We start from the raw sequence: 21,168 nt of genomic DNA on the forward strand, positions 1-21,168 counted from the left end.
GTTCGGGCCTCTCGCCCCGCGCCCGTGCGGGGCGTCCGCCACGATGGCCGCATGTCTCGTCCTGCGCTCACCGACACGATCTCGTCGGCCCTCCGCGATGCCCTGACCTTCTGGCTTCCGCTGGCGTGCGCCGGCTGCGGCGCGGTCGATGAGTCCCTGTGCTCCGGATGCCGCCGGGCTCTGGCCGCCGTCCCCGTCCCGCGCGAGGTGGGGCCGGGGGTGCCCGTGCTGTGCGCGCTCGAGTTCTCGGGGGTGCCGGCGCGGGTCCTGCGCGCCCTCAAAGAAGACGGTCGCACCTCCCTCGCCCGGGATCTCGCCCCGGCTCTCGCCGATGTCTTGCGTGCGGCCGTTGTCTCCGGTGCCCTCGTCGTCCCGGTGCCCTCGTCGGCTGCGGCCTTCCGACGCCGCGGCTATCGACCGGTCGAGCTGCTGGTGCGTCGGGCGGGGTGGCATCCGGAGCGCGTGCTGCGGGTGCGGCGCGCGCCGGCCGATCAGCGCGGCCTCGATCGCATCGCCCGACAGCAGAACGTCGGGGGAGCCTTCGCCGCGCGGTCCGTCGTCGGGCGCAGGGTGGTCGTCGTCGACGACGTGGTGACGACCGGGGCCACGCTCATCGAGGCGACGCGGGCCCTCCGAGCGGCGGGAGCCGCCGAGGTGAGGGCCGTCGCGCTCGCGTACACGCCGCGTCGCAGCGCATCAGAAGGTGAATCGCAGGTGATTGCTACGTGACAGGGCGGTGGCGTCGGACTAGCGTGGGGATGACTGAAGGCGACGGATGTTCCGCCCTTAGACCGGGCGGAACCCGGAACAAGGAGGTCACTGATGGACACCAACATCGTCGGAGTGGGAGTCGGTATCACCGATCGTTTCCGCACCGTGGTTGAAGAGAAGGTCAGTCGCATCGAGCACCTGGCGCCCCGCGCTCAGACTCTCGAAGTCAAGGTCACCCATCGCTCGTACCGCAACGGGCGCATGGAAGACGACACCGTGGAGCTGACCCTCGACGGCAAGGGCCCGGTGGTCCGAGCCGAGGCCACCGATGCCGATAAGTTCGCCGCTCTCGACCTCGCGGTCGACAAGATCTCCGAGCAGGTGCGGCGCGCGAAAGACAAGCGCGTCGACGCCCGAAACCACCCCCGCGGGGCACGCTTCGAGAAAGGCACCGGCGAACTGGCGGGCATCGACGTCGAGCCCGCTTCCGTCGAGGTGCTGCGCGCCGTCGCCACCGGTGAGGTGCCGGTCCAGGATTCCGATGTCGACGAGGCGGAGTACTCGCCCGTCGTCATCCGCCAGAAGGAGTTCGGCGCCGAGTGGATGACGGTCGAGGACGCCGTAGACCGCATGGAGCTCGTCGGCCACGACTTCTTCCTCTTCATCGACGCCCGCACCGACCACCCCAGCGTCGTCTACCGCCGCAAGGGCTGGGACTACGGCGTGATCGCGCTCGCCGCGCAGGCCCCACCGGCGGAGCAGATCGCGTCCTGACGCACCTGCCGCATGACGGAGCCCCTGTCCGGGTGGACAGGGGCTCCGTCATGCGGGGCCCGCGGGTTCGCGCAGCCGCACCCCGTAGCGCGGCAGCTGCGTCATCCGCCGTACGAAGCGGATCCGGCCGTGCTCAGCCGTCGAAGATGTCGCCGAGCAGCGAGCCGATGACGAGACCGCCCAGCATGCCGCCGACCATGTTGCCGCCGCCCATTCCGCCGCCGCCGCGGCCGTAACCGCCGCCGCGCCCGCTGCCGTCCCATTCGTTGGGTCGGGACTGCTCGATGTCGCGCTGGGCGATCTGCAGGGATTCCGAGGCGAGCGATCCGGCCCGGCGAGCGGTGGCCAGTACCGTCTCGCGATCGTCTTCGGCGACGGGCCCCAGGGGGAGTCCGGCGCGCAACCGCTCGGCCTCGACGAAGCGCGTCCGCGCGTCGGCTCCGATCCACCCGCGGTGGCCGGTGATCAGGCCGCGGGCGACGGCGAGCTGACGGTCGGCGTCGTCGACCGCGTGCTCGACCTGTTCCTGAGAGGGGACGGGACGTGAGGCGCGCTCGCGCGCGTGGTCGAGAGCGGCGTTGGCCTGCCGCAGGGACGACAGTGCCGCGAACGGGTCGGTGCGGGCTCCGGATGCCGGCAGTGCCGCCAGAGCACGCTCCAGGTCGGCCATGGCCTGCGTGACGGCGGGGGTCTGGGCGCCGCGACGGGCTTCGGCGAGATCGCCGCGCGAGTCCTCGACGACGGCGGCGAGGGTGGACTCCGCGCGGAGCGCTTCGATCTCGAACATGTCGACCGCGTCGAGCAGGGACTCCGCGCGCCGTGCCGATTCGGTGGCGGCTTCGAGGGCGACCGAGGCCTGCTCGCGCTGCCCGGCCTCGCGGCGACGCTCCGAGACGGCGGCGGTGTGCACGGCGAAGTCGAGCAGCTGCTCGATCTCTTCGGGATTCCCGCCGATCTGCTGCAGGGCGGAGTCGCTGTAACGGCGCGACAGCCGCTCGACGACCTCGCGGGCGTTCGGGACGCGCTCGGCGAGGCGGTCGCGGTCGGCGCGTACGCGAGCGATCGTCTCGGGTGCGCGGCGCACGGCGTCGATCTTGGGCTGGAGCACCTGCGTGCGCTCCTCGAGCAGGTCTTCGGCCCACTGCGACAGCTGGATGATGCGCGCGTTGCGCGTGCGCAGCTCGTCTTTGGTGTCGGGGATCTCGTCGTGGTTCAGCTGGTGCAGCCGGAACGCCTCGGCGAGGTGCGTGCGCACCGACTCGAGGGCGGCCGCGAGATCTTCGGTGGCCTTGTCGCCGAGCTCGGCGCGGGCGAAGTCCAGCTCGTCGGAGGTGAGGCGCACGCGCTCATCGGCGGCGACGATCGCGAGCTCCGCCCGGCGGGCGAGATCGGCGTCCGCCGCGTCTTGCTCTTCGCGCTTCCTCTTGCCCCAGAAACCGGCCATGGGTCGATCCTAGGCCGCGGGGTAGGGGCCGTCGCCGAGTGTTCGCTTTGGGCGCGAGTGCCGACTTTCGGATTGCGGCCGCCTCGCAGGTCACGAACGGGTAACACGGATAACATGGGCGATGTATGCCTGTTCGCAGGCCGGTGCCCACGCGGGCGCCGCACCCGACAGATGGAGATGCTTCGTGGCCAATCCGCTCGAGAAACTGCTGCGCGCCGGTGAGGGGCGCATCCTCCGCCGTCTGCAGGGCGTGGTCAAAGCGACCGGCGCGCTCGAGGAGGACTACGAGCAGCTCACCGACGACGAGCTGCGCAACGAGACCGTCGAGCTGCGCGCCCGCTACAAGGCCGGCGAGACGCTCGATCAGCTCATGCCCGAGGCCTTCGCCGCCGTGCGCGAGGCGGCCAAGCGCACCCTGGGTCAGCGTCCCTACGACGTGCAGGTCATGGGCGGCGCAGCCCTTCACCTGGGCAACATCGCCGAGATGAAGACCGGTGAGGGCAAGACGCTGACGGCGGCCCTCCCCGCCTACCTCAACGCCATCGCCGGTGAGGGTGTGCACGTCATCACCGTCAACGACTTCCTCGCGAGCTACCAGTCGGAGCTCATGGGCCGCGTCTACCGTGCTCTCGGCATGACGACCGGAACCGTCGTGGCCGGACAGACCCCCGAGGTGCGTCGGGAGCAGTACGAGGCCGACATCAGCTACGGAACGAACAACGAGTTCGGCTTCGATTACCTGCGCGACAACATGGCGTGGCGCAAAGAAGACCTCGTGCAGCGCGGACACTTCTACGCGATCGTCGACGAGGTCGACTCGATCCTCATCGACGAGGCGCGTACCCCGCTGATCATCTCGGGTCCGGCATCCGGCGAGGCCAACCGCTGGTTCGCCGAGTTCGCGAAGCTCGCCCGCACCCTCGAGGCCGGCGTCGACTACGAGGTCGACGAGAAGAAGCGCACGATCGGCGTGCTCGAGCCCGGTATCGAGAAGGTCGAGGACTACCTCGGCATCGACAACCTGTACGAGTCGGCGAACACGCCCCTGATCTCGTTCCTCAACAACTCCATCAAGGCGATGGCGCTGTTCAAGCGCGACACCGACTACGTCGTCATGAACGACGAGGTGATGATCGTCGACGAGCACACCGGTCGCATCCTCGTCGGGCGCCGCTACAACGAGGGCATCCATCAGGCGATCGAGGCCAAAGAGGCCGTGCCCGTCAAGGCCGAGAACCAGACGCTCGCCACCGTCACGCTGCAGAACTACTTCCGCCTGTACGACAAGCTCGCGGGCATGACCGGTACCGCCGAGACCGAGGCCGCCGAGTTCATGTCGACCTACAAACTCGGTGTCGTGCCCATCCCCACGAACCGTCCGATGGTGCGCAAGGACCAGTCCGACCTCGTCTACAAGAACGAGACGGCGAAGTTCGCGCAGGTCGTCGAAGACATCGTCGAGCGCCACGAGAAGGGCCAGCCGGTCCTCGTCGGCACCACCAGCGTCGAGAAGAGCGAATACCTTTCGCGCCTGCTGGCGAAGAAGGGCGTGCGCCACGAGGTGCTCAACGCCAAGAACCACGCGCGAGAGGCCGAGATCGTCGCCCGCGCCGGTCGCCTGGGGGCCGTGACGGTCGCCACCAACATGGCCGGCCGTGGAACCGACATCATGCTCGGCGGCAACGCCGAGTTCCTCGCCGTGCAAGAGATGAAGGCGAAGAACCTCGACCCGGTCGAGACGCCGGAGGCCTACGAGTCGGAGTGGGACTCGGTCTACAAGGGCACGCGCGACACCGTCGCCGAAGAGGCCGCCAAGGTGGTCGAGGCCGGCGGGCTCTACGTGCTGGGCACCGAGCGTCACGAGTCGCGCCGCATCGACAACCAGCTGCGCGGTCGCTCGGGTCGACAGGGCGACCCCGGCGAGAGCCGCTTCTACCTGTCGCTGACCGACGACCTCATGCGCCTGTTCCAGTCGGGTGCGGCCGAGGCGATCCTCGCGCGCACCAACTTCCCCGACGACGTCGCCATCGAGTCGGGGCTGGTGTCGCGCGCGATCAAGAGCGCGCAGTCGCAGGTCGAGGCGCGCAACGCCGAGATGCGCAAGAACGTCCTCAAGTACGACGACGTGCTCAACCGTCAGCGCGAGGCCATCTACGCCGACCGTCGTCACATGCTCCAGGGCGACGACATCGCCGACCGCGTGCAGCACTTCATCGAAGACGCCATCACCGCGGTGATCGACGACCACACCGGCTCGGGGCATACCGAGTCGTGGGACTTCGACGCCCTGTGGACCGAGCTGAAGACCATGTACCCGGTGAGCGTGTCGATCGACGAGGTCGTGGCCGAGGCCGGTGGGAACAAGGGGCGCATCACCCCCGAGGGCCTCAAGCGCGAGATCATCTCCGACGCCCGCATCGCTTACGAGAATCGCGAGAAGAGCCTCGGCGAGCAGGCGATCCGTGAGCTCGAACGCCGTGTCGTGCTGCAGGTGCTCGACCGCCGCTGGCGCGAGCACCTCTACGAGATGGACTACCTCAAAGACGGCATCGGCCTGCGTGCCATGGCTCAGCGCGACCCGCTGATCGAGTACCAGCGCGAGGGCTACCAGATGTTCCAGTCGATGATGGGGCAGATCAAGGAGGAGTCGGTCGGATACCTCTACAACCTCGAAGTCGAGGTGAAGAAGGTCGAGGGCGACAACGCCGAGGTCGAGGCCAAGGGCCTCACCGTCAGCCCCGTCGAGACGCAGCGCCTCGAGTACTCCGCCGCGAACGACGCGGGCGAGGTCGAGGTGCGCAACGATCGCGGACAGGTGCAGCAGGCAGCCACCAACCGCCTGCGTCAGTCCGGACAGGCCGCCGCTCCGGCGACCGAGGCGGCTCCGGCCGCGGCCCGCGGGGCGTTCGGGCAGCGGACCGACGGCGAGGAGCCGGCATCCGGGAACCGTGCCGACCGCCGCGCCGCCGGAAAGAAGAAGTAAGAACGACCCCGGATGCCGCGCCCCCACGTGGGGGCGCGGCATCCGTCGTTTCACCAGGGAGGTGCAGGAGCGGTCCACCGGGTGTCGATTGGCTGGATACCGGCGGGGATATCCTGAACCGATGAGCCCGCTACGCCCCCTCGACCAGTCCTCGAAGCTGAAGGATGTCCTCTACGAGATCCGCGGCGAGGCCCTCGTCGAGGCCGACCGGCTCGAGGCCGAGGGGCACTCGATCCTGAAGCTCAACACGGGCAACCCCGCCACGTTCGGTTTCGAGGCTCCGCATCAGATCGTGCGCGACATGATCCAGTCGATCCCCAACGCGCACGGCTACAGCGACAGCCGCGGCATCCTGTCGGCGCGGCGCGCGGTGGTCTCGCGATACGAGGAGGAGCCCGGGTTCCCCCACCTCGACCCCGACCACGTGTACCTCGGCAACGGGGTGTCCGAACTCATCACCATGACGATGCAGGCGTTGCTCGACGAGGGTGACGAGGTGCTCATCCCCGCGCCCGACTATCCGCTGTGGACGGCGATGACGAGCCTGGGCGGCGGCACGCCGGTGCACTACCTGTGCGACGAGCAGCGCGAATGGCAGCCCGACCTCGACGACATCCGCGCGAAGGTGACCCCCCGCACCAAGGCGATCGTCATCATCAACCCCAACAACCCCACGGGCGCGGTCTACTCGCGCGAGGTGCTCGAGGGGATCGCCGACATCGCCCGGGAGTACTCGCTGCTGCTCCTGGCCGACGAGATCTACGACCGCATCCTGTTCGACGATGCGGTGCACATCCCCATGGCCACGGTCGCGCCCGACCTGTTGTGCCTGACCTTCAACGGCCTGTCGAAGACCTACCGCGTCGCGGGCTACCGCTCGGGATGGTTGGCGATCACCGGGCCCATGGATCACGCGCAGGGCTTCCTGCAGGGCATCAACCTGCTGGCATCCACGCGTCTGTGCCCCAACGTGCCGGCGCAGTTCGCGGTGCAGGCGGCGCTGTCGGGCGTGCAGTCCATCGACGCGCTCATCGCCCCGAGCGGTCGTCTGCACGAGCAGAGGGATGCCGCCTGGCACGGACTCGAAGCGATCCCGGGTGTCTCGTGCGTGCTGCCCCGCGGGGCGCTCTACGCCTTTCCCCGGTTCGACCCCGAGGTGTACGAGATCCCCGACGACGGCAAGTTCGTGCACGACTTCCTCATCGCCGAGCACGTGCTGCTGGTGCAGGGGTCGGGCTTCAACTGGCCGGCCACCGACCACGTGCGCATCGTCACGCTGCCGGAGGCCCGTGTGATCTCGGATGCGATCGAGCGGTTGGGGAACTTCTTGTCGTCCTGGCGGCCGTGATCGAGGTCGGGCGCGGAAGTTTCCTGCACGTTTCTACGTAGATTCTGGTCTCGGCCTTCGCCGTCGACTACTCCGTGATCATTCTCGTCACGAGTGCGATCATGACGTCTTTTTCCTTCGGGTCGCTCATTGCAACGAGTAGGGCGGTCGCCGCCAGAGCATTGTTTGATATCCGCCTTATGCCGCCCGCTTTGTTCAGGATGCCGTTCCTGGCGAGGAAGGTGACGAACAGGGCAGCGGCGGTGCGTTTGTTGCCGTCCACGAGCGGATGATCTTTCACGACGAGGTAGAGCAAATTGGCTGCCTTTTCCTCGACGGTCGGGTAGAGGTCGTGGCCGTCGAAGCTCTGGTAGAGCGTTGCGATGATTCCGGTGAGTCTGTCGCCGCGTTCTCGTCCGAGTAGCGTGTCGGCGGGGAACTCCTTGCGGAGTTGCGTGACTACGTGGTGTGCGTCATCGAGGGTCAGTTCCCACGCGGGCATGACGGACGATTGGGCGTCAATCTTTCCGTCGTCGTAGTCGCGGAGGAGTGTGAGTCCGGGGAGATAGCTCTGGAGGACGTCAGCGACTCCGGACAGGAGTTCATCCGTTGAGCGGTGCAGGATGTGGACGATCGCGTCGAGTTGTTCGAGGCGCTGCTCGTTGACGACGTATCCGCGAACCAGGTATTCGCGTAACTGTCGGGTGGCCCAGATCCGGAACTGTGTGGCCGTGGCGCTCTTCACGCGGTAGCCGACGGAGAGGATGGCGTCGAGATTGTAGAAGGGAAGCTCGCGCGCTACACGGCGTGGGCCCTCAACGCGAACCTGTCGGAATTTCCGACAGGTTGCCGCCTCGTCGAGTTCACCCTCGTCGTAGACGTGCTGGATGTGTTCGACGACGTTCGTACGTGACGTCTGTAAAAGTTCCGCGATCTGCTGCTGGCTCAACCAGACGGTCTCCGCGTCGAATCGGACGTGGAGGGTCGGAGCACCATCCTCACGGTGGTACAAGATCACTTCGCCGGACGGCTGCGCGTCCGTCATGCGGTGTGCTCGCGACCTTGCATGTCATCATCTCGGCCTGGGATCTCCCCGATGCGTCGAGAGTGCAGCGTATGGTTCCGACGCCGGGATGACGGTGCCCACGGCGGAAGAGTGATGGGCGTGAACGTTGCGCCCATGTCGGGGCACCTCTGGGGAACATCGACCGTCGTCACAGAAGCGCCAACGCCGTCACACGCCACCGGCCGTCGAGGCCCTCGAGACGAAGCGCGATGGCGCGCGTGCGTGCGCGGGCGGCCGCGGTGACGGTGGCCTCGACGACCCCGTCGGCGGGCTGCGAGAGATGGACGTTGCGGATCTCGTGCACATCGCGCAGGGCGGCCACGCGCCGCGCGCTGCGGGCGCGGGCCGCGAGGTTCGCTCGCACCGACAGGGACCGGTAGACCTCCTCCGACAGCCAGCGCGCGAGTTGCTCCACCTCGCGAACACCGGCCAGCACCTCGAGCACGCCCCGCACGATGTTGCGGATGAACGTCTCGGGCGGGGGAAGGGCGTCCGCCGACGTCTTCTGCGGGCTGAAGAAGTCGTCGTGGCGGGCGGCGGTGCCCCCGGTCGTGGTCGAGCGTGTGAGCGGCAGCGTCATGCTTCCCTCCGTCGTCATGAATGGCGCCAACGAGCGGGGGGATGAGGCCGAGAGTAAGCCAGCGGGAGAACACCCGCCGGGGCATTCGTCGACTCTGTGGACGAAACGCGAGAAGGGTGAGGTGGGGAGGGGGAGTGGATCCGGAGCGGGTTCAGTCGTCGTGGCGGATGTCTCCGCGTCCCCACAGTTCGGGGAAACTCGCCGCCTGCGACTGCCGCCAGAGAGCCGCCCGGCGAGCCGTCTCGCTCCGTTCGTCGAGGTAGGCGTCGACGCTGTCGAGGGCGATCCGCCATCGTGGCGGTTCCCCGATCTCGACGCCGCGCAGCTGCCCCTCGCGGGCGAGCGCGATGACGTCGGCGACACCTAAGCCCAGCGTCCGAGCGACCTGGTCTGCCGGGACGAATCGCTCGCGGGGTGAGGACGCGTCCGTCATCCGGTCAGTATGTCCCCATTTCGGTGGGCACACGAGAATCACCCGTGAGACGCGAACGAGAGGTGCGGCGTAACCCGTGCAGCGATGTGCGGGCGTTTCCGCGCGTCGGTGATGGTCTGTCGCTTCGCCCGCCCGAGGGAGACGGCCCGGCGAAGTTCACCTTCGAGTTCACCCACGCCCGGGGTTCCCGCGCCGGCGCGGTGAAGACCCCGCGAGTCCGGCCGGACGAGCCCTCTAGTCTGGAGGGGTGTCGACACTCAGTGAACTCGTCTACGCCCAGGGCCGCTCGAGCGAAGCCGATGTGGAGTGGCTGCACCGCCTCGCCGGCGATGGACAGTTGCTCGCCGACCTGGCCTTCGCCGACATCGTGATCTGGGTACCCACCCCCGACGACTCGTTCGTCGCCGTCGCGCACACGCGTCCCGGGGGAGCGGCGACACTGTTCTACCGCGACATCGTCGGCGATCGCGTACGTCCCCAGTGGCGCACGCAGGTGCGCGAGGCGTTCCAGAGCGGGCGCATCGTGGATTCGGCCTCGCCCGACTGGTTCGAAGAGACGCCTACCCGCGTCCGCGCCGTGCCGATCGTGCGCGAGCTCTCGCGCGAGGGTCACGCCGTGACCACCGTCGGCGTGCTGACGCGCCACACCAACCTGGGCGAGACGCGCACCCCCTCCCGCCAGCAGATCACCTTCAACGACTGCGCCGACGACCTCTTCGGAATGATCTCGTCCGCCGAGTTCCCCGACCTGACCGCCCCCACCGCTCCGCGGCGTGGAGCGCCCCGCGCCTCGGACGGCCTCATCCGCCTCGACGTCGACGGCATCACGACCTTCGCGAGCCCCAACGCGCTGTCGGCGTTCAACCGCATGGGCTTCGACGACGAGCTCGAGGGCGAGTCCCTCGCCGAGGTGACCGCGCGCATCCTCCCCGCCAAGCGCCAAGACGTCGACGAGTCGCTCCCCGTCGTCGTGAGCGGCCGGGCTCCGTGGCGGGCCGACATGGAAGCTCGCGGCGTGCAGGTGTCGCTGCGGACCATCCCGCTGCGCGACCGCGGCACGCGCATCGGCGCGATCGTGCTCAGCCGCGACGTCACCGAGATCCGCCACCAGGAGCAGGAGCTCATCACCAAGGACGCCACGATCCGCGAGATCCACCATCGCGTCAAGAACAACCTGCAGACGGTCGCCTCGCTTCTTCGCATCCAGGCTCGTCGAACCCACTCCGACGAGGCCCGGGACGCCCTCAGCCAGGCGATGCGTCGCGTCTCGGCGATCGCCGTCGTGCACGACACGCTCTCGGAGGGGCTGGCGCAGAACGTCGACTTCGACGACGTCTTCGCGCGGGTGCTGAAGCTCGTGGCCGAGGTCGCGGCGGCGCCCAACACCCGCGCGCGCACCCGCAGCACCGGCAAGTTCGGCACGCTGCCGAGCCAGTTCGCCACGCCGCTCGCCCTCGCTCTCACCGAACTCGTGACCAACGCCGTCGAGCACGGGCTCGCGGGGCAGGAGGGCGACGTCGAGATCGCCGCCGAGCGCGGCGACGAGATGCTCGAGGTGAAGGTCCGCGACACCGGGGTGGGGCTTCCCGAGGGCCAGGTGGGTCGCGGCCTCGGCACGCAGATCGTGCGCACCCTCATCCAGGGAGAGCTCGGCGGCACGATCGACTGGCACACGCTCATGGGCAGCGGCACCGAGGTGACCATCGAGATCCCGCTGCGCTACATCGGTGGTTCGTCGGTCTGAGCTCGGGCCGAGGGCGCGCGGGTCGGACCGAAACGCCGAGAAGGCCCACCCCAGAGGGATGGGCCTTCTCGGTGACGACGTCAGGAGGCGCGGCGGGCGCGCGCGGCGCGGCGCTTGAGGGCGCGACGCTCGTCTTCGCTGAGGCCACCCCACACGCCCGAGTCCTGACCGGACTCGAGGGCGTACTGCAGGCAGACCTCGGTGACGGTGCAGCGCGCGCAGACCGACTTGGCCTTCTCGATCTGGTCGACCGCGGGGCCGGTGTTGCCGACCGGGAAGAACAATTCGGGGTCGACGGTCAGGCAGGCTGCTTTGTCGCGCCAATCCATAGGGGTGCTCCTTGTAACAGAAAAATGATCGATTCGGCACCGAGATTCGGGTCCGGTACCCTGGTGGGAACGCGAGCGATTGCTCGCCCCACTTCGCTGTGGGAGCACACGGCTTGTTCCATGCTCCCATAGCGTTTCCGCCTGATCAAGAGGTAACCGGTAGGTTTCCGGAACGTAACGGCGCCGCTGCGCCGTCGGGAGGGCCTGTTCGATGCCTGTTCGTCTCACGGCCGCCGCTCTTCTGGCTCTCGAGGCCGTCGGCATCCTGGCCCTCGCCGGCTGGCAGATCGTGGCGTTGCTCGGGGGTGACACCGACTCGATCGTCAGCTCCCTCGCGCTCATCGTGCTCACCGTCATCGGCGCGGCCATCGTCGGCGCCTTCGCCGTCGCCACCGCGCGCGACGTGTCGGCCGGGCGCTCGGGCGGAATCGTCACCCAGCTGCTGATCCTGTCGGTCGCGATCGGTGCGATCACGGGGGAGTGGGCGGCGCCGGGCATCGCCCTGCTCATCGCGGTCCCCGGGGTCATCGGCCTGGTGCTGCTGGTGCTCGCGGTGCGGGCCTCGGCGCCGCGCCGGCGCGACGACGAGTCCTGAGCGCTCTGCCCGGCACCCACGCGAAGACCCCGCCGCCGCCGGAGCGGGACGGGGTCGTGGCAGCGCGGGTCAGGCGGCGGCGAGACCGAGGGTCTTGCGCAGACGCGCGACGTGGCCGGTGGCCTTGACGTTGTAGAGCGCCTCGGCGATGGTGCCCTCTTCGTCGATCACGAAGGTCGAGCGCAGCACACCGGTGACGGTCTTGCCGTAGTTCTGCTTCTCGCCCCACGCGCCGTAGGCCTCGTGCACCGTGTGGTCGGCGTCGCTCAGCAGCGGGAAGGTCAGCCCGTCGCTGTCGCGGAACGCCCGCAGCTTCTCGGGCAGGTCGCGCGAGAGGCCGAGCACGGTGTATCCGGCGCCCTGAAGCGATGCGAGGCTGTCGCGGAAATCGCAGGCCTGCGTCGTGCAGCCGGGAGTCTGGGCCGCGGGGTAGAAGTACAGGATCACGCGGCGGCCACGGAAGTCGCTCAGCGAGACGGGGTGCTCGTCTTGATCGAGCAGGGTGAAATCGGGCGCAGCGTCGCCCTTCGCGAGGTTCGTCACCCCTCCAGCCTAGAACGCTCGATCGCCTGGAACGTGGTCAGCAGGCGATGCAGGGAGTCGAGGCGCGCCGCAGCCCCGGGACCCAGGCGACCGGATGCCACGGCTTCGGCGATCGCGCAGTCGGGCGCATCGGGAAGATGCGTGCAGCCGCGCGGGCACTCCTCGGCGGCTTCGGCGAGGTCGGTGAAGGCCCCCAGCACGTGCGCGGGGTTGACGTGGCCGAGGCCGAAGGAGCGGACGCCCGGGGTGTCGATGACCCACCCCGACCCCGCGGGACCGCGATAGCGCAGCGACACCGCCGACGACGAGGTGTGCCGCCCGCGTCCGGTGACCACGTTGACGTGACCGATGGCTCGCTCCGAACCTGTCAGCGAGTTGACGAGGGTGGACTTGCCGACGCCGGAGTGTCCGACGAAGACGGTGGAGTGCCCCGCGATGGCTTCGCCGATGGCGTCGAGGGGCATCGCCCCCTGCGCGCTCGTGAACACGCGCAGGTCGATGCCGTCGAAGTGCGACAGGAACTCGGTGGGGTCGGCGAGGTCGGTCTTGGTGACGACGAGCAGGGGACGGATGCCGGCGTCGAGGGCCGCGACGAGATAGCGGTCGACGAGGCGCTCGCGGGGCTCGGGGTCGGCGGCGGCCACGACGATCAGCATCTGGTCGGCGTTGGCGACGATCACCCGCTCCACCTGATCGGTGTCGTCGGCACTGCGGCGCAACAGAGACGTGCGCTCCTCGAGACCGATGATGCGCCCGAGGGTGCCCTCGTCACCCGACTGGTCGCCGACGACGCGGGCCCGGTCGCCGTTGACGATGGGCTGCTTGCGCAGCTCGCGCGCCCGCGTGGCGAGCACGCGTCGTTCGTCGGGCCCGTCTTCGTCGATCAACACGGTGTAGCGGCCGCGGTCGACGCCGAGCACCCGGGCGATCTGCGCGTCGGCGTGCGCGGGTCGACGCTTGGTGCGCGGCCGGTTGGCCTTCGGGTTCGGGCGCGTTCGGATCGACGACTCGTCGTACTCCAGGTCGTCGTCGTCGCTGTCGTCGAGCCAGCTCACGCGTCAGCCCACGGCATCCGTCGATCCGTCCAGATCGAGCATTGCGCGCCAGAGCGCGGCGAACTGGGGGAGGGTCTTGGCGGTCGTGCCGATGTCGTCGACCTGCACGCCGGCGACGCGCAGACCGAGCAGCGCGCCGGTCGTCGCGAGGCGGTGGTCGTGGTGGGCCTTCCACTCGCCGCCGCGCAAAGTCTGCGGCACGATGCGGATGCCGTCTTCGAGCTCGTGCGCCTCGCCCCCGAGCGAACGCAGGTTGCCGACCAGCGCCGCGATGCGGTCGGTCTCGTGACCGCGGATGTGCCCGATGCCGTGCAGCGTGGTGGGACCGTCGGCGAAGGCCGCGAGACCGAAGAGGGTCGGCGCGAGCTCGCCCGCGGCCGAGAGGTCGAGCTCGACCCCGCTGATGCCCTCGCCCGCGGCGACGGTGAGCGCTCCCGCCCGGCGGCTGACGCGCGCGCCCATCTCGGCGAGGATGTCGCCCAGCAGGGCCCCCGGCTGGGTGCTGTGCAACGGCCAGCCCGTGACGGTGACCGAGCCCCCGGTGACCATCGCGGCGGCGAGGAACGGTGCGGCGTTGGAGAGGTCGGGCTCGATCGAGACGTCTTTCGCGCGGACGGGTCCGGCGGGCACGATCCACTCGCCGGGCGCCGGGCGCTCGACGTGGATCCCCCGGTGGGCGAGGGCCTCGACGGTCATGTCGATGTGCGGGATGCTGGGCAGCCGCGAGCCCACGTGACGCAGGTGCAGCCCGACGTCGAAGCGCGGGGCGGCCAGCAGCAGGCCCGAGACGAACTGGCTGGACTGGCTCGCGTCGATCTCGACCTCGCCGCCGCGCACGTGGCCGTGGCCGCGGACCGAGAACGGCAGCGCCCAGTGGCCGCCGTCGTCGATGTCGACGCCCACCTCGCGCAGGGCGCGGATCATCGCGCCCATGGGGCGGTGCAGCGCGCTCTCGTGCGCCGTGACGTGCACGTCGCCGCGGGCGAGGCCCGCGAGCGGGGCGACGAACCGCATGACGGTTCCGGCTTGGCCGCAGTCGACGGTCGAGTCACCCGTGAACGACGCGGGCGGGGTGATGAGCAGGTCGGGCCCGAACGGGGAGTCGGTCTCGACCTCGTCGATGCCGACTCCGAGGGCCCGCAGCGCATCGATCATGCGCGCGGAGTCGTCGGAGTGCAGGGGCGCGTGCAGGGTGCCCGGGCCGTCGGCGATGGCGGCGAGCACGAGTTCGCGGTTGGTGAGGGACTTCGACCCGGGCACCGTGACCGTGGCATCCACGGGATCGGTGGCGGTGGGCGCGTTCCACGCACCGCGGGGAGTGGCGGTTGAAGGGGAATACCCGAGGGGAGTCATCGGTTCCTAGCCTAGTGAAAGGGGACGACACGTGACCGCACTTCTCGAGCGCGAGAGCAGGGCAGGGGCCACTCCGGTGACCCTCGCGATGCCCGACGTAGACTGGCGCGCAATGGACGACACGGCGAACGCGAGCCCACTCCACGTGGAGCCTCGTGAACAGTTCGAAGAGCAGGCGCTGCCCTTCATGGATCAGCTCTACGCCGCGGCGATGCGCATGACGCGCAATCCCGCCGATGCGGCCGATCTCGTGCAGGAGACCTTCGTGAAGGCCTTCGGCTCGTGGGCGTCGTTCACGCAGGGCACGAACCTGAAGGCGTGGCTCTACCGCATCCTGACGAACACGTACATCAACACGTACCGCAAGAAGCAGCGCGAGCCCTACCAGAGCGCCATCGACGATCTGGAGGACTGGCAGCTCGGCGGTGCCGAGTCGACCACCGCGAGCAGTTCCCGTTCGGCGGAAGCCGAAGCAATCGACCACATGCCGGCATCCGTGGTCAAGGACGCGTTGCAGTCGATCCCCGAGGATTTCCGGATGGCGGTGTACCTCGCCGACGTCGAGGGCTTCGCCTACCAGGAGATCGCCGACATCATGAAAACTCCGATCGGCACGGTCATGAGCCGTCTGCATCGCGGCCGGCGGCTGCTGCGCGACCTGCTGTCGGACTACGCCAGAGAGCGCGGCATCCAGACCGCCACGGGAGAGACGAAATGAGCGACTGCGGCTGCGACCAAGCACGACGCGACCTCGAAGAGTACCTGCGCAATGAGGTCTGCAAGACCCAGCACAAAGACATTCGCGAGCACCTCGAGAGTTGCCCGGGATGCCAGGACGAGGCCCTCGTGGCCCGCACGCTGACCGACGTGGTCGCGCGTGCGTGCAAAGAGACCGCGCCCGACGAACTGCGCGATCAGGTGCTCTCGCGCCTGCGGGCGATCCAGGCGACGCACTGACCCTTCCGGGCCCCGGCTCGGCGCGTGTCGGAGGCCGTCCGTAGGCTGGGGGCATGGCGATCATCGACACGCTCCCTCTTCCCGCGGATGCCGAGTCCTCGGCGACCCTGTCTGACTCCGGCTTCGACTACGCGGTGGTCGACCCCGACGGGTCGGGGTTCGTCGACTTCCTGAGATCGGTCTCGCGCGGTTTCCTCGGTGAGGAGCCGTCGGACGACGAGGTCGAGAGTGCCCGTCGCGCGCTGCGTTCGCGTCGACTGGTCGGCGTGTTCGACCCCGCCGGCGCAGAGCCCGCCTCGCCGGTGGCGACGGTGGACTCCTGGCCGGCTGAGTTGACCGTGTCTCCGGGGCGCATCGCGCCGCTGTACTCGATCAGCGCCGTCACCGTCGCGCCGACCCACCGCCGACGCGGCATCGCGCGCGCCATGCTGACCGGCGAGCTGCGCACCGCGGTGTCGGCCGGGTACGCGATCGCGGGGCTCACCGTCACCGAGGCGACCATCTACGGGCGCTGGGGCTTCTCGCCCGCCGCCTGGGCGAGCGACGTCGTCGTCGACACCCGGCGGGCGCGCTGGACCGGCCCCGTGGCCCCCGGCCGTCTCGACTTCGTCCCGCGCGAGAGCCTCCCCGAGCGGTTGGCTGCGGTGCACGAGCGCATCCGTACGCGTCGGCCCGGATCCGTCGCCGGGTGGGAGGGCCGCTGGCGGGGGATGGCGGGACTCACCCCCGATGCGAAAGACGGCAAGAAGGTGCGGGCGGTCGCGTATCGCGATCTCGACGGCGTGGAACGCGGCATCCTGGTCTACACGATCGGCGAGGATCCGGGCGACGACTACACGGCGCACGAACTCAGCATCCGCGCCCTCTTCGCCGACGGTGACGAGGCGTACGCGGCGCTCTGGCGTTACGCGATCGAGCACGACCTCGTCGCGCGCGTGACGGCATCGCTGCAGTCGGTCGTGCCTCCGGTGCAGTGGATGGTGTCCGATCGCCGCGCTGTCACCGCCACCCTCACCGACCATCACTGGCTCCGCATCCTCGACGTCGCCGGCGCTGACCTCGCGCCGCTACGCCGGAACGCTCGATCTCGTGCTCGCCGTGCACGACCCGCTCGGTTTCGCCGACGGTTCGTGGGCCGTGCGCATCGATGAGTCCGGAGAAGCGATGGTCGCCCCGGCCGGCGACGACGCCCCCGACGTCGAGCTGAGTGTGGGGGCCCTCTCGTCGTTGCTCCTGGGTGGCGTGCGCGCAACGGAGCTGGCGGCCGCGGGAACGGTGCTCGGCGACGCAGAAGCCCTCGCCGCCCTCGACGGTGCTTTCACCCCCGAAGCGACCCCGCTCCTCGACATCTGGTACTGACCCCTCGTCCATAGCCTTTCCCCGTAAAATCCGGGGCGATGTCCGAACCCTCCCCACCCCTGTCCGCTGAGCGGGCGCCGTCGCGCCTCCGCGCGCGGCTGCGCACCCTCGGCGCGGTGTCCCGCCGGTACGTGCGAGATCACCCCGTGTCGCTCTGCGTGGTGGTGGCCGTGCTCGCCACCGCGGCCGCGACCGGGTCGCTCTGGGGCGAGGACGCCCTCGTTTGGGGGGCGGGTCCGCTCGCCACCTTCGCCAACGGACGGTGGTGGACCCTGGTCACCGCGCTGGTGGTCCCCGACTCGACGATCGACGCCGTGTCGTCCGTGCTGCTCGCGCTGACGGTGCTGGCGTACGCCGAACGCCTGCTCGGCTCGCGCCGGGCCGCTCTGCTGCTGGTCGTGCTGGGACTGAGCGGTCTCGTGGTCGGGATCGGCCTGCACGCGGCGGCGTGGACGGTGACCGATCTGCGTCCGGTGGTCGCCGCCGAGGTTCCCGTGCTCGATCCCACGACCCCCATCGCCGGGGTGGTCATGGCGGCATCCGCCTTCGCCCCGACGCTCTGGCGTCGACGGCTGCGGCTGGTGGGCTTCGCCCTGCTGGCGTTGTTCGCGCTCTACGCGGGCGACGCCGACTCGTGGTACCGCCTGACCGCCGCGGTCATCGGCCTCGGCGTCGGCGCCGTGCTCGCGCGGGGACGCGAGCGCCGTTCGTGGCATCGCAGCTCGACACGCGAGACCCGCACGCTGTTCGCGATGCTCGTCGCGGTCGTGGGCAGCGGCCCCCTCGTGGCCCTCGTCAGCGGCGGTGGTCGCGGACCCCTCTCGCTCGTCGTCGAGGCCTACACCCAGTACGACGATGCAATGCTCAGCCGATGCGGCCGGGTCGCCGAGGCGGTGTGCGATGAACAGATCGCCCTCCTCATGACCCGGGGCGCCGGCCCCGCTCTGCTGGCGATCGTGCCGCTCGTGCTCCTGCTGATCGCGGCGTGGGGCTTGCGCCGAGGGCGGCGGGCGGCGTGGGTCCTCGCGATGCTGGTGCTCGTGGCATCCGCCGTGCTGCCGGTGATCTCGCTGCTCGACGGCCGCCTGCAGATCGACCCGTGGGTCGACGGCAGCGGCGCCGAATACGTGCTCTGGGCGATCGCGACCATCGTCATCCCGCTCGCTTTGGCGGCGGCTCTCGTCGTCACCCGCGCGCGCTTCTCGGTGCGCGCCACGCGCAAGGCCGCCGCAGTGGTCACCGCCGTCGTCGCCGTCGCCTTCGTCGCCTGCGGGACGACGTTCTTCGTCGTGGAGTCGCTCAACCGCCGCTCGTTCAACCGCGACCTGTCGCTTCCCGAGATGCTCGGCCTCACCCTGCGGCGCTTCCTGCCGCCGTCGTTCACCCACCCCGGTGGCTCGTCGGCCTTCCCGCACCAGGGTCCCGCGCTGTTCGTCTACCAGTGGATCGGGGTGCTGTTCTGGGCCGTCGTCGTCGCCGCGATCCTCTGGCTCTACCGTCGTGCCCGCCGTCCCGTCGCGGGGGGACACGCGCACTACCGCGAGCTGCTGCGGCGCGGGAGCGACACCCTCGGCTTCCTCGGCACGTGGGAGGGCAACCGCCACTGGTACTCGGACGACCGAGAGTGCGCCGTCGCCTACCGGCTGACCGGTGACGTCGCCCTGGCCGTCGCCGATCCGCTGGCCCCCGCGGGGCGCCGGATCGAGGCGCTGCGCGGGTTCACCGACTACTGCCTTGAGCACGGCTGGATCCCCGCCTTCTACAGCGTGCACGGCGACACCCTCGACGACCTCGTGAGCCTCGGGTGGCGGCACGTCCCCGTCGGGGTCGAGACGGTCATGGACCTCGCGGGTCTGACCTTCGCCGGCAAGACCTGGCAGAAAGTGCGCCAGCCGCTCACCCGCGCCGAACGCGAGGGCTACACCGCGGTGTGGACGCGGTGGCACGAGCTGACCGTGGGTCAGGCGTCGCAGGTCGTCGCGATCGACGAGGAGTGGGTGGCCGACCGCGCGCTGCCCGAGATGGGTTTCACGCTCGGCTCCCTCGACGAGCTGCGCGACAGCGAGGTGCGCCTGCTCCTCGCTGTCGGCCCCGACGACCGTGTCGAAGCGGTGACGAGCTGGATGCCGAGCTGGACCGACAGCGAGATCACCGGATGGACCCTCGATTTCATGCGCCGTCGCACCGACGGACCCAACGGCATGATGGAGTTCCTCATCGCGAAGGCCGCGTTGCAGTTGCAGGAGGAGGGCGCCACGGTGCTCAGCCTGTCGGGCGCTCCGCTCGCCGACGACCCGGCCGAGCCGGTCGACGGCGACCCCGCCCCGCTGCGGGCACTGCTGCGCTGGCTGGCGGAGGTGCTCGAGCCGGCGTACGGTTTCGCCTCGCTGTTCCGCTTCAAGGGCAAGTTCCGCCCCCGGTACCGTCCGCTCGCCCTGGCGTACCGCGACCCGCTCCAGCTCCCCGCGATCGGGGCCGCCGTCGGACGCGCCTATCTGCCCGACGCCTCCCGTCATGAGATGGTCGCTCTGGCGAGGAGCGCGTGGGAGGGCCGCCGATGAACCGTTTCCTGCTGTCTTTCGAGCTGATCGACAGTCCGCTGCTGATCGTGTGCGCGGTCGTCGCCGGGGTGGGTGCGCTCGCCGTGGTGTCGTGGGCTCCGCGCCGCGTGGTCCGCACGCTCGTCATCGGCGTCGCCGCGGGGGTGGTGATGTACATCGTCGCCCACATCCTCGAGGCCATGAACCTCTTCCAGGGTCCGCTGCCCGCCGGGGCCGCCGTCTGGGCGGCGAGCGGCGTCGCCGCGGCCGCGGTGGGCGTCGTGGGCATCTGCCGCCGCCCGTGGGGGCGTCGGATCGCCGGTGCGCTGACGGTGGTGGCGGCTCTCCTGGCCGCCGCGCTCGGCGTCAACACCGCCTACGGGGTGACGCACAACCTCGCCGCCATCCTCGGCGTGCAGGCGCTCGATCCCGCGGCTCTTCCCGCGCAGGCCGCCGTCGCGGGAGACCCGGCGACGCTCTACGAGACCTGGGAGCCACCCGCGGGGATGCCGACGCAGGGGGCGCTGAGTGCTCTGTCGGGGAACGCGAAGATCCCCACCGGGCAGTTCGCGGCGCGAGACGCCTCGCTGTACCTTCCGCCCGCAGCACAGGTCGCGAACCCGCCGGCCCTCCCGCTGCTCGTCTTCATGATGGGGCAGCCCGGTTCACCGGATCCGACGGCGCTGGCCAAAGCGCTCGATGCTTTCGCGGCGAAGAACAGGGGCCTCGCCCCGATCGCCGTCGTCGTCGACCAGCTGGGGGCTCCCGACCGTGATCCCGCGTGCGTCGACTCCGCGAAGTACGGCGCCGTGTCGACCTACATCAACCAGCTCGTGCCGCAGTGGGCCGAGAAGAACCTCAACATCGTGAAGGACCACCGGTACTGGACCATCGGGGGCTTCTCGAACGGCGGTTCGTGCGCCGCGATGTACGGCTCGAAGTACCCGGACGTGTGGGGGCAGATGCTCGACGTCATGGGCAACGAGTTCCCGGGATCGGAGCACGTCGCCGAGACCGTGGCCGACACGTACAACGGCGACGCGGGCGCGTTCCAGGCCAACAAGCCGTCGGTGATCATGGCGGCCGCTCCCGCCGGGACCTACACCGGCCACCTGGCCATCTTCACGTGGGGAAGCGCCGACACCACGTACGGTCCGGGACAGCAGGCCAACTCCGAGGCCGCGCAGGCCGCGGGATTCACCGTGCTGACGCACATCGTCGAGGGCGCGGGCCACACCGGCGAGGCGCTCGACGCGAGCCTCGCGTTCGCCATCCCCGCGCTGGCTCCGACGCTCGGACTGGCGCCGCCGGCATCCTGACGCGTCGGCGGTCTCGGCATCCTGACGCGAGGAATCCGCCCACGCGAAAGGGCCCG

General features: G+C 69.8%; 20 protein-coding genes. 12 read left to right on the plus strand and 8 right to left on the minus strand.

Annotated elements, in window-relative coordinates:
• The first annotated feature begins 51 nt into the window (after positions 1 to 51).
• Positions 52 to 729 carry a ComF family protein gene (locus tag IFU19_RS10025; protein ID WP_191915217.1) on the plus strand — a complete coding sequence of 226 codons (678 nt, stop codon included), beginning with the start codon at positions 52 to 54 and terminating at the stop codon, positions 727 to 729.
• A 93-nt stretch (positions 730 to 822) separates the two neighbouring features.
• On the plus strand, positions 823 to 1,485 hold the full coding sequence (gene hpf, locus IFU19_RS10030) for a ribosome hibernation-promoting factor, HPF/YfiA family (protein ID WP_055834583.1): 663 nt from the start codon (positions 823 to 825) through the stop codon (positions 1,483 to 1,485).
• A 133-nt stretch (positions 1,486 to 1,618) separates the two neighbouring features.
• On the opposite strand, the gene IFU19_RS10035 is transcribed toward hpf, so the two are convergent.
• Positions 1,619 to 2,929, minus strand: a complete 1,311-nt coding sequence (locus tag IFU19_RS10035) for a hypothetical protein (RefSeq protein ID WP_192013582.1) — start codon at positions 2,927 to 2,929, stop codon at positions 1,619 to 1,621.
• A gap of 184 nt (positions 2,930 to 3,113) precedes the next feature.
• On the opposite strand from IFU19_RS10035, the gene secA reads away from it, so the two are divergent.
• A complete protein-coding gene (gene secA / locus IFU19_RS10040) occupies positions 3,114 to 5,912 on the plus strand; it encodes a preprotein translocase subunit SecA (protein ID WP_055834588.1) in 2,799 nt (932 codons plus the stop codon).
• A 121-nt stretch (positions 5,913 to 6,033) separates the two neighbouring features.
• Complete coding sequence (locus IFU19_RS10045; protein WP_192013584.1) at positions 6,034 to 7,260, plus strand: pyridoxal phosphate-dependent aminotransferase; 1,227 nt, start codon at positions 6,034 to 6,036, stop codon at positions 7,258 to 7,260.
• A 67-nt stretch (positions 7,261 to 7,327) separates the two neighbouring features.
• On the opposite strand, the gene rhuM is transcribed toward IFU19_RS10045, so the two are convergent.
• From rhuM to IFU19_RS10060, 3 genes are all read right to left on the minus strand, one after another.
• Entirely contained in the window at positions 7,328 to 8,284 is a 957-nt protein-coding gene (gene rhuM / locus IFU19_RS10050) for a RhuM family protein (protein WP_055936696.1), read from the minus strand.
• A gap of 169 nt (positions 8,285 to 8,453) precedes the next feature.
• Positions 8,454 to 8,885, minus strand: coding sequence for an Rv3235 family protein (locus IFU19_RS10055; protein WP_055834597.1), 432 nt, complete (start codon positions 8,883 to 8,885; stop codon positions 8,454 to 8,456).
• A gap of 151 nt (positions 8,886 to 9,036) precedes the next feature.
• The gene (locus IFU19_RS10060) at positions 9,037 to 9,318 is read right to left on the minus strand and encodes a helix-turn-helix domain-containing protein (protein ID WP_055834600.1); all 282 of its coding nucleotides are present in this window, start codon (positions 9,316 to 9,318) and stop codon (positions 9,037 to 9,039) included.
• Between the two features lie 247 nt (positions 9,319 to 9,565).
• On the opposite strand from IFU19_RS10060, the gene IFU19_RS10065 reads away from it, so the two are divergent.
• Positions 9,566 to 11,062, plus strand: coding sequence for a sensor histidine kinase (locus IFU19_RS10065; RefSeq protein WP_055834603.1), 1,497 nt, complete (start codon positions 9,566 to 9,568; stop codon positions 11,060 to 11,062).
• 80 nt (positions 11,063 to 11,142) lie between these two features.
• On the opposite strand, the gene IFU19_RS10070 is transcribed toward IFU19_RS10065, so the two are convergent.
• Positions 11,143 to 11,391 (minus strand): WhiB family transcriptional regulator, encoded by a 249-nt coding sequence (locus tag IFU19_RS10070; RefSeq protein ID WP_013583608.1) that lies wholly within the window; start codon positions 11,389 to 11,391, stop codon positions 11,143 to 11,145.
• A gap of 211 nt (positions 11,392 to 11,602) precedes the next feature.
• Between IFU19_RS10070 and IFU19_RS10075 the strand changes: the two genes are divergently transcribed.
• Positions 11,603 to 11,986 carry a hypothetical protein gene (locus IFU19_RS10075; protein ID WP_055834606.1) on the plus strand — a complete coding sequence of 128 codons (384 nt, stop codon included), beginning with the start codon at positions 11,603 to 11,605 and terminating at the stop codon, positions 11,984 to 11,986.
• A 69-nt stretch (positions 11,987 to 12,055) separates the two neighbouring features.
• Here the strand turns inward: IFU19_RS10075 and bcp are convergent, their stop codons facing one another.
• The 3 genes from bcp to aroA are packed head-to-tail and all read right to left on the minus strand — an operon-like array spanning position 12,056 to position 14,937.
• Positions 12,056 to 12,529: a thioredoxin-dependent thiol peroxidase gene (bcp, locus tag IFU19_RS10080; RefSeq protein WP_192013586.1), complete on the minus strand. Its 474-nt coding sequence runs from the start codon at positions 12,527 to 12,529 to the stop codon at positions 12,056 to 12,058.
• On the minus strand, positions 12,526 to 13,584 hold the full coding sequence (rsgA, locus tag IFU19_RS10085; RefSeq protein ID WP_192013589.1) for a ribosome small subunit-dependent GTPase A: 1,059 nt from the start codon (positions 13,582 to 13,584) through the stop codon (positions 12,526 to 12,528). The genes bcp and rsgA overlap by 4 nt, the downstream gene beginning before the upstream one ends.
• A gap of 3 nt (positions 13,585 to 13,587) precedes the next feature.
• Positions 13,588 to 14,937: a 3-phosphoshikimate 1-carboxyvinyltransferase gene (aroA, locus tag IFU19_RS10090; RefSeq protein ID WP_192013591.1), complete on the minus strand. Its 1,350-nt coding sequence runs from the start codon at positions 14,935 to 14,937 to the stop codon at positions 13,588 to 13,590.
• 112 nt (positions 14,938 to 15,049) lie between these two features.
• On the opposite strand from aroA, the gene IFU19_RS10095 reads away from it, so the two are divergent.
• From IFU19_RS10095 to IFU19_RS10120, 6 genes are read left to right on the plus strand one after another with little or no spacing between them, the layout of a single operon-like run.
• The gene (locus tag IFU19_RS10095; RefSeq protein WP_235560549.1) at positions 15,050 to 15,655 is read left to right on the plus strand and encodes a sigma-70 family RNA polymerase sigma factor; all 606 of its coding nucleotides are present in this window, start codon (positions 15,050 to 15,052) and stop codon (positions 15,653 to 15,655) included.
• Complete coding sequence (locus tag IFU19_RS10100; RefSeq protein ID WP_055834618.1) at positions 15,652 to 15,894, plus strand: zf-HC2 domain-containing protein; 243 nt, start codon at positions 15,652 to 15,654, stop codon at positions 15,892 to 15,894. The genes IFU19_RS10095 and IFU19_RS10100 overlap by 4 nt, the downstream gene beginning before the upstream one ends.
• 53 nt (positions 15,895 to 15,947) lie before the next feature.
• Positions 15,948 to 17,045 (plus strand): GNAT family N-acetyltransferase, encoded by a 1,098-nt coding sequence (locus IFU19_RS10105; RefSeq protein ID WP_192013593.1) that lies wholly within the window; start codon positions 15,948 to 15,950, stop codon positions 17,043 to 17,045.
• On the plus strand, positions 16,993 to 17,253 hold the full coding sequence (locus IFU19_RS10110; protein ID WP_342343402.1) for a sterol carrier protein domain-containing protein: 261 nt from the start codon (positions 16,993 to 16,995) through the stop codon (positions 17,251 to 17,253). The genes IFU19_RS10105 and IFU19_RS10110 overlap by 53 nt, the downstream gene beginning before the upstream one ends.
• A gap of 38 nt (positions 17,254 to 17,291) precedes the next feature.
• Positions 17,292 to 19,814, plus strand: a complete 2,523-nt coding sequence (locus tag IFU19_RS10115) for a bifunctional lysylphosphatidylglycerol flippase/synthetase MprF (protein WP_192013597.1) — start codon at positions 17,292 to 17,294, stop codon at positions 19,812 to 19,814.
• Positions 19,811 to 21,112 carry an alpha/beta hydrolase gene (locus IFU19_RS10120; RefSeq protein ID WP_191915224.1) on the plus strand — a complete coding sequence of 434 codons (1,302 nt, stop codon included), beginning with the start codon at positions 19,811 to 19,813 and terminating at the stop codon, positions 21,110 to 21,112. The genes IFU19_RS10115 and IFU19_RS10120 overlap by 4 nt, the downstream gene beginning before the upstream one ends.
• The last annotated feature ends 56 nt before the right edge of the window (positions 21,113 to 21,168 follow it).

This window comes from Microbacterium sp. CFBP 8794 (genome assembly GCF_014841235.1).
Lineage (GTDB): Bacteria > Actinomycetota > Actinomycetes > Actinomycetales > Microbacteriaceae > Microbacterium.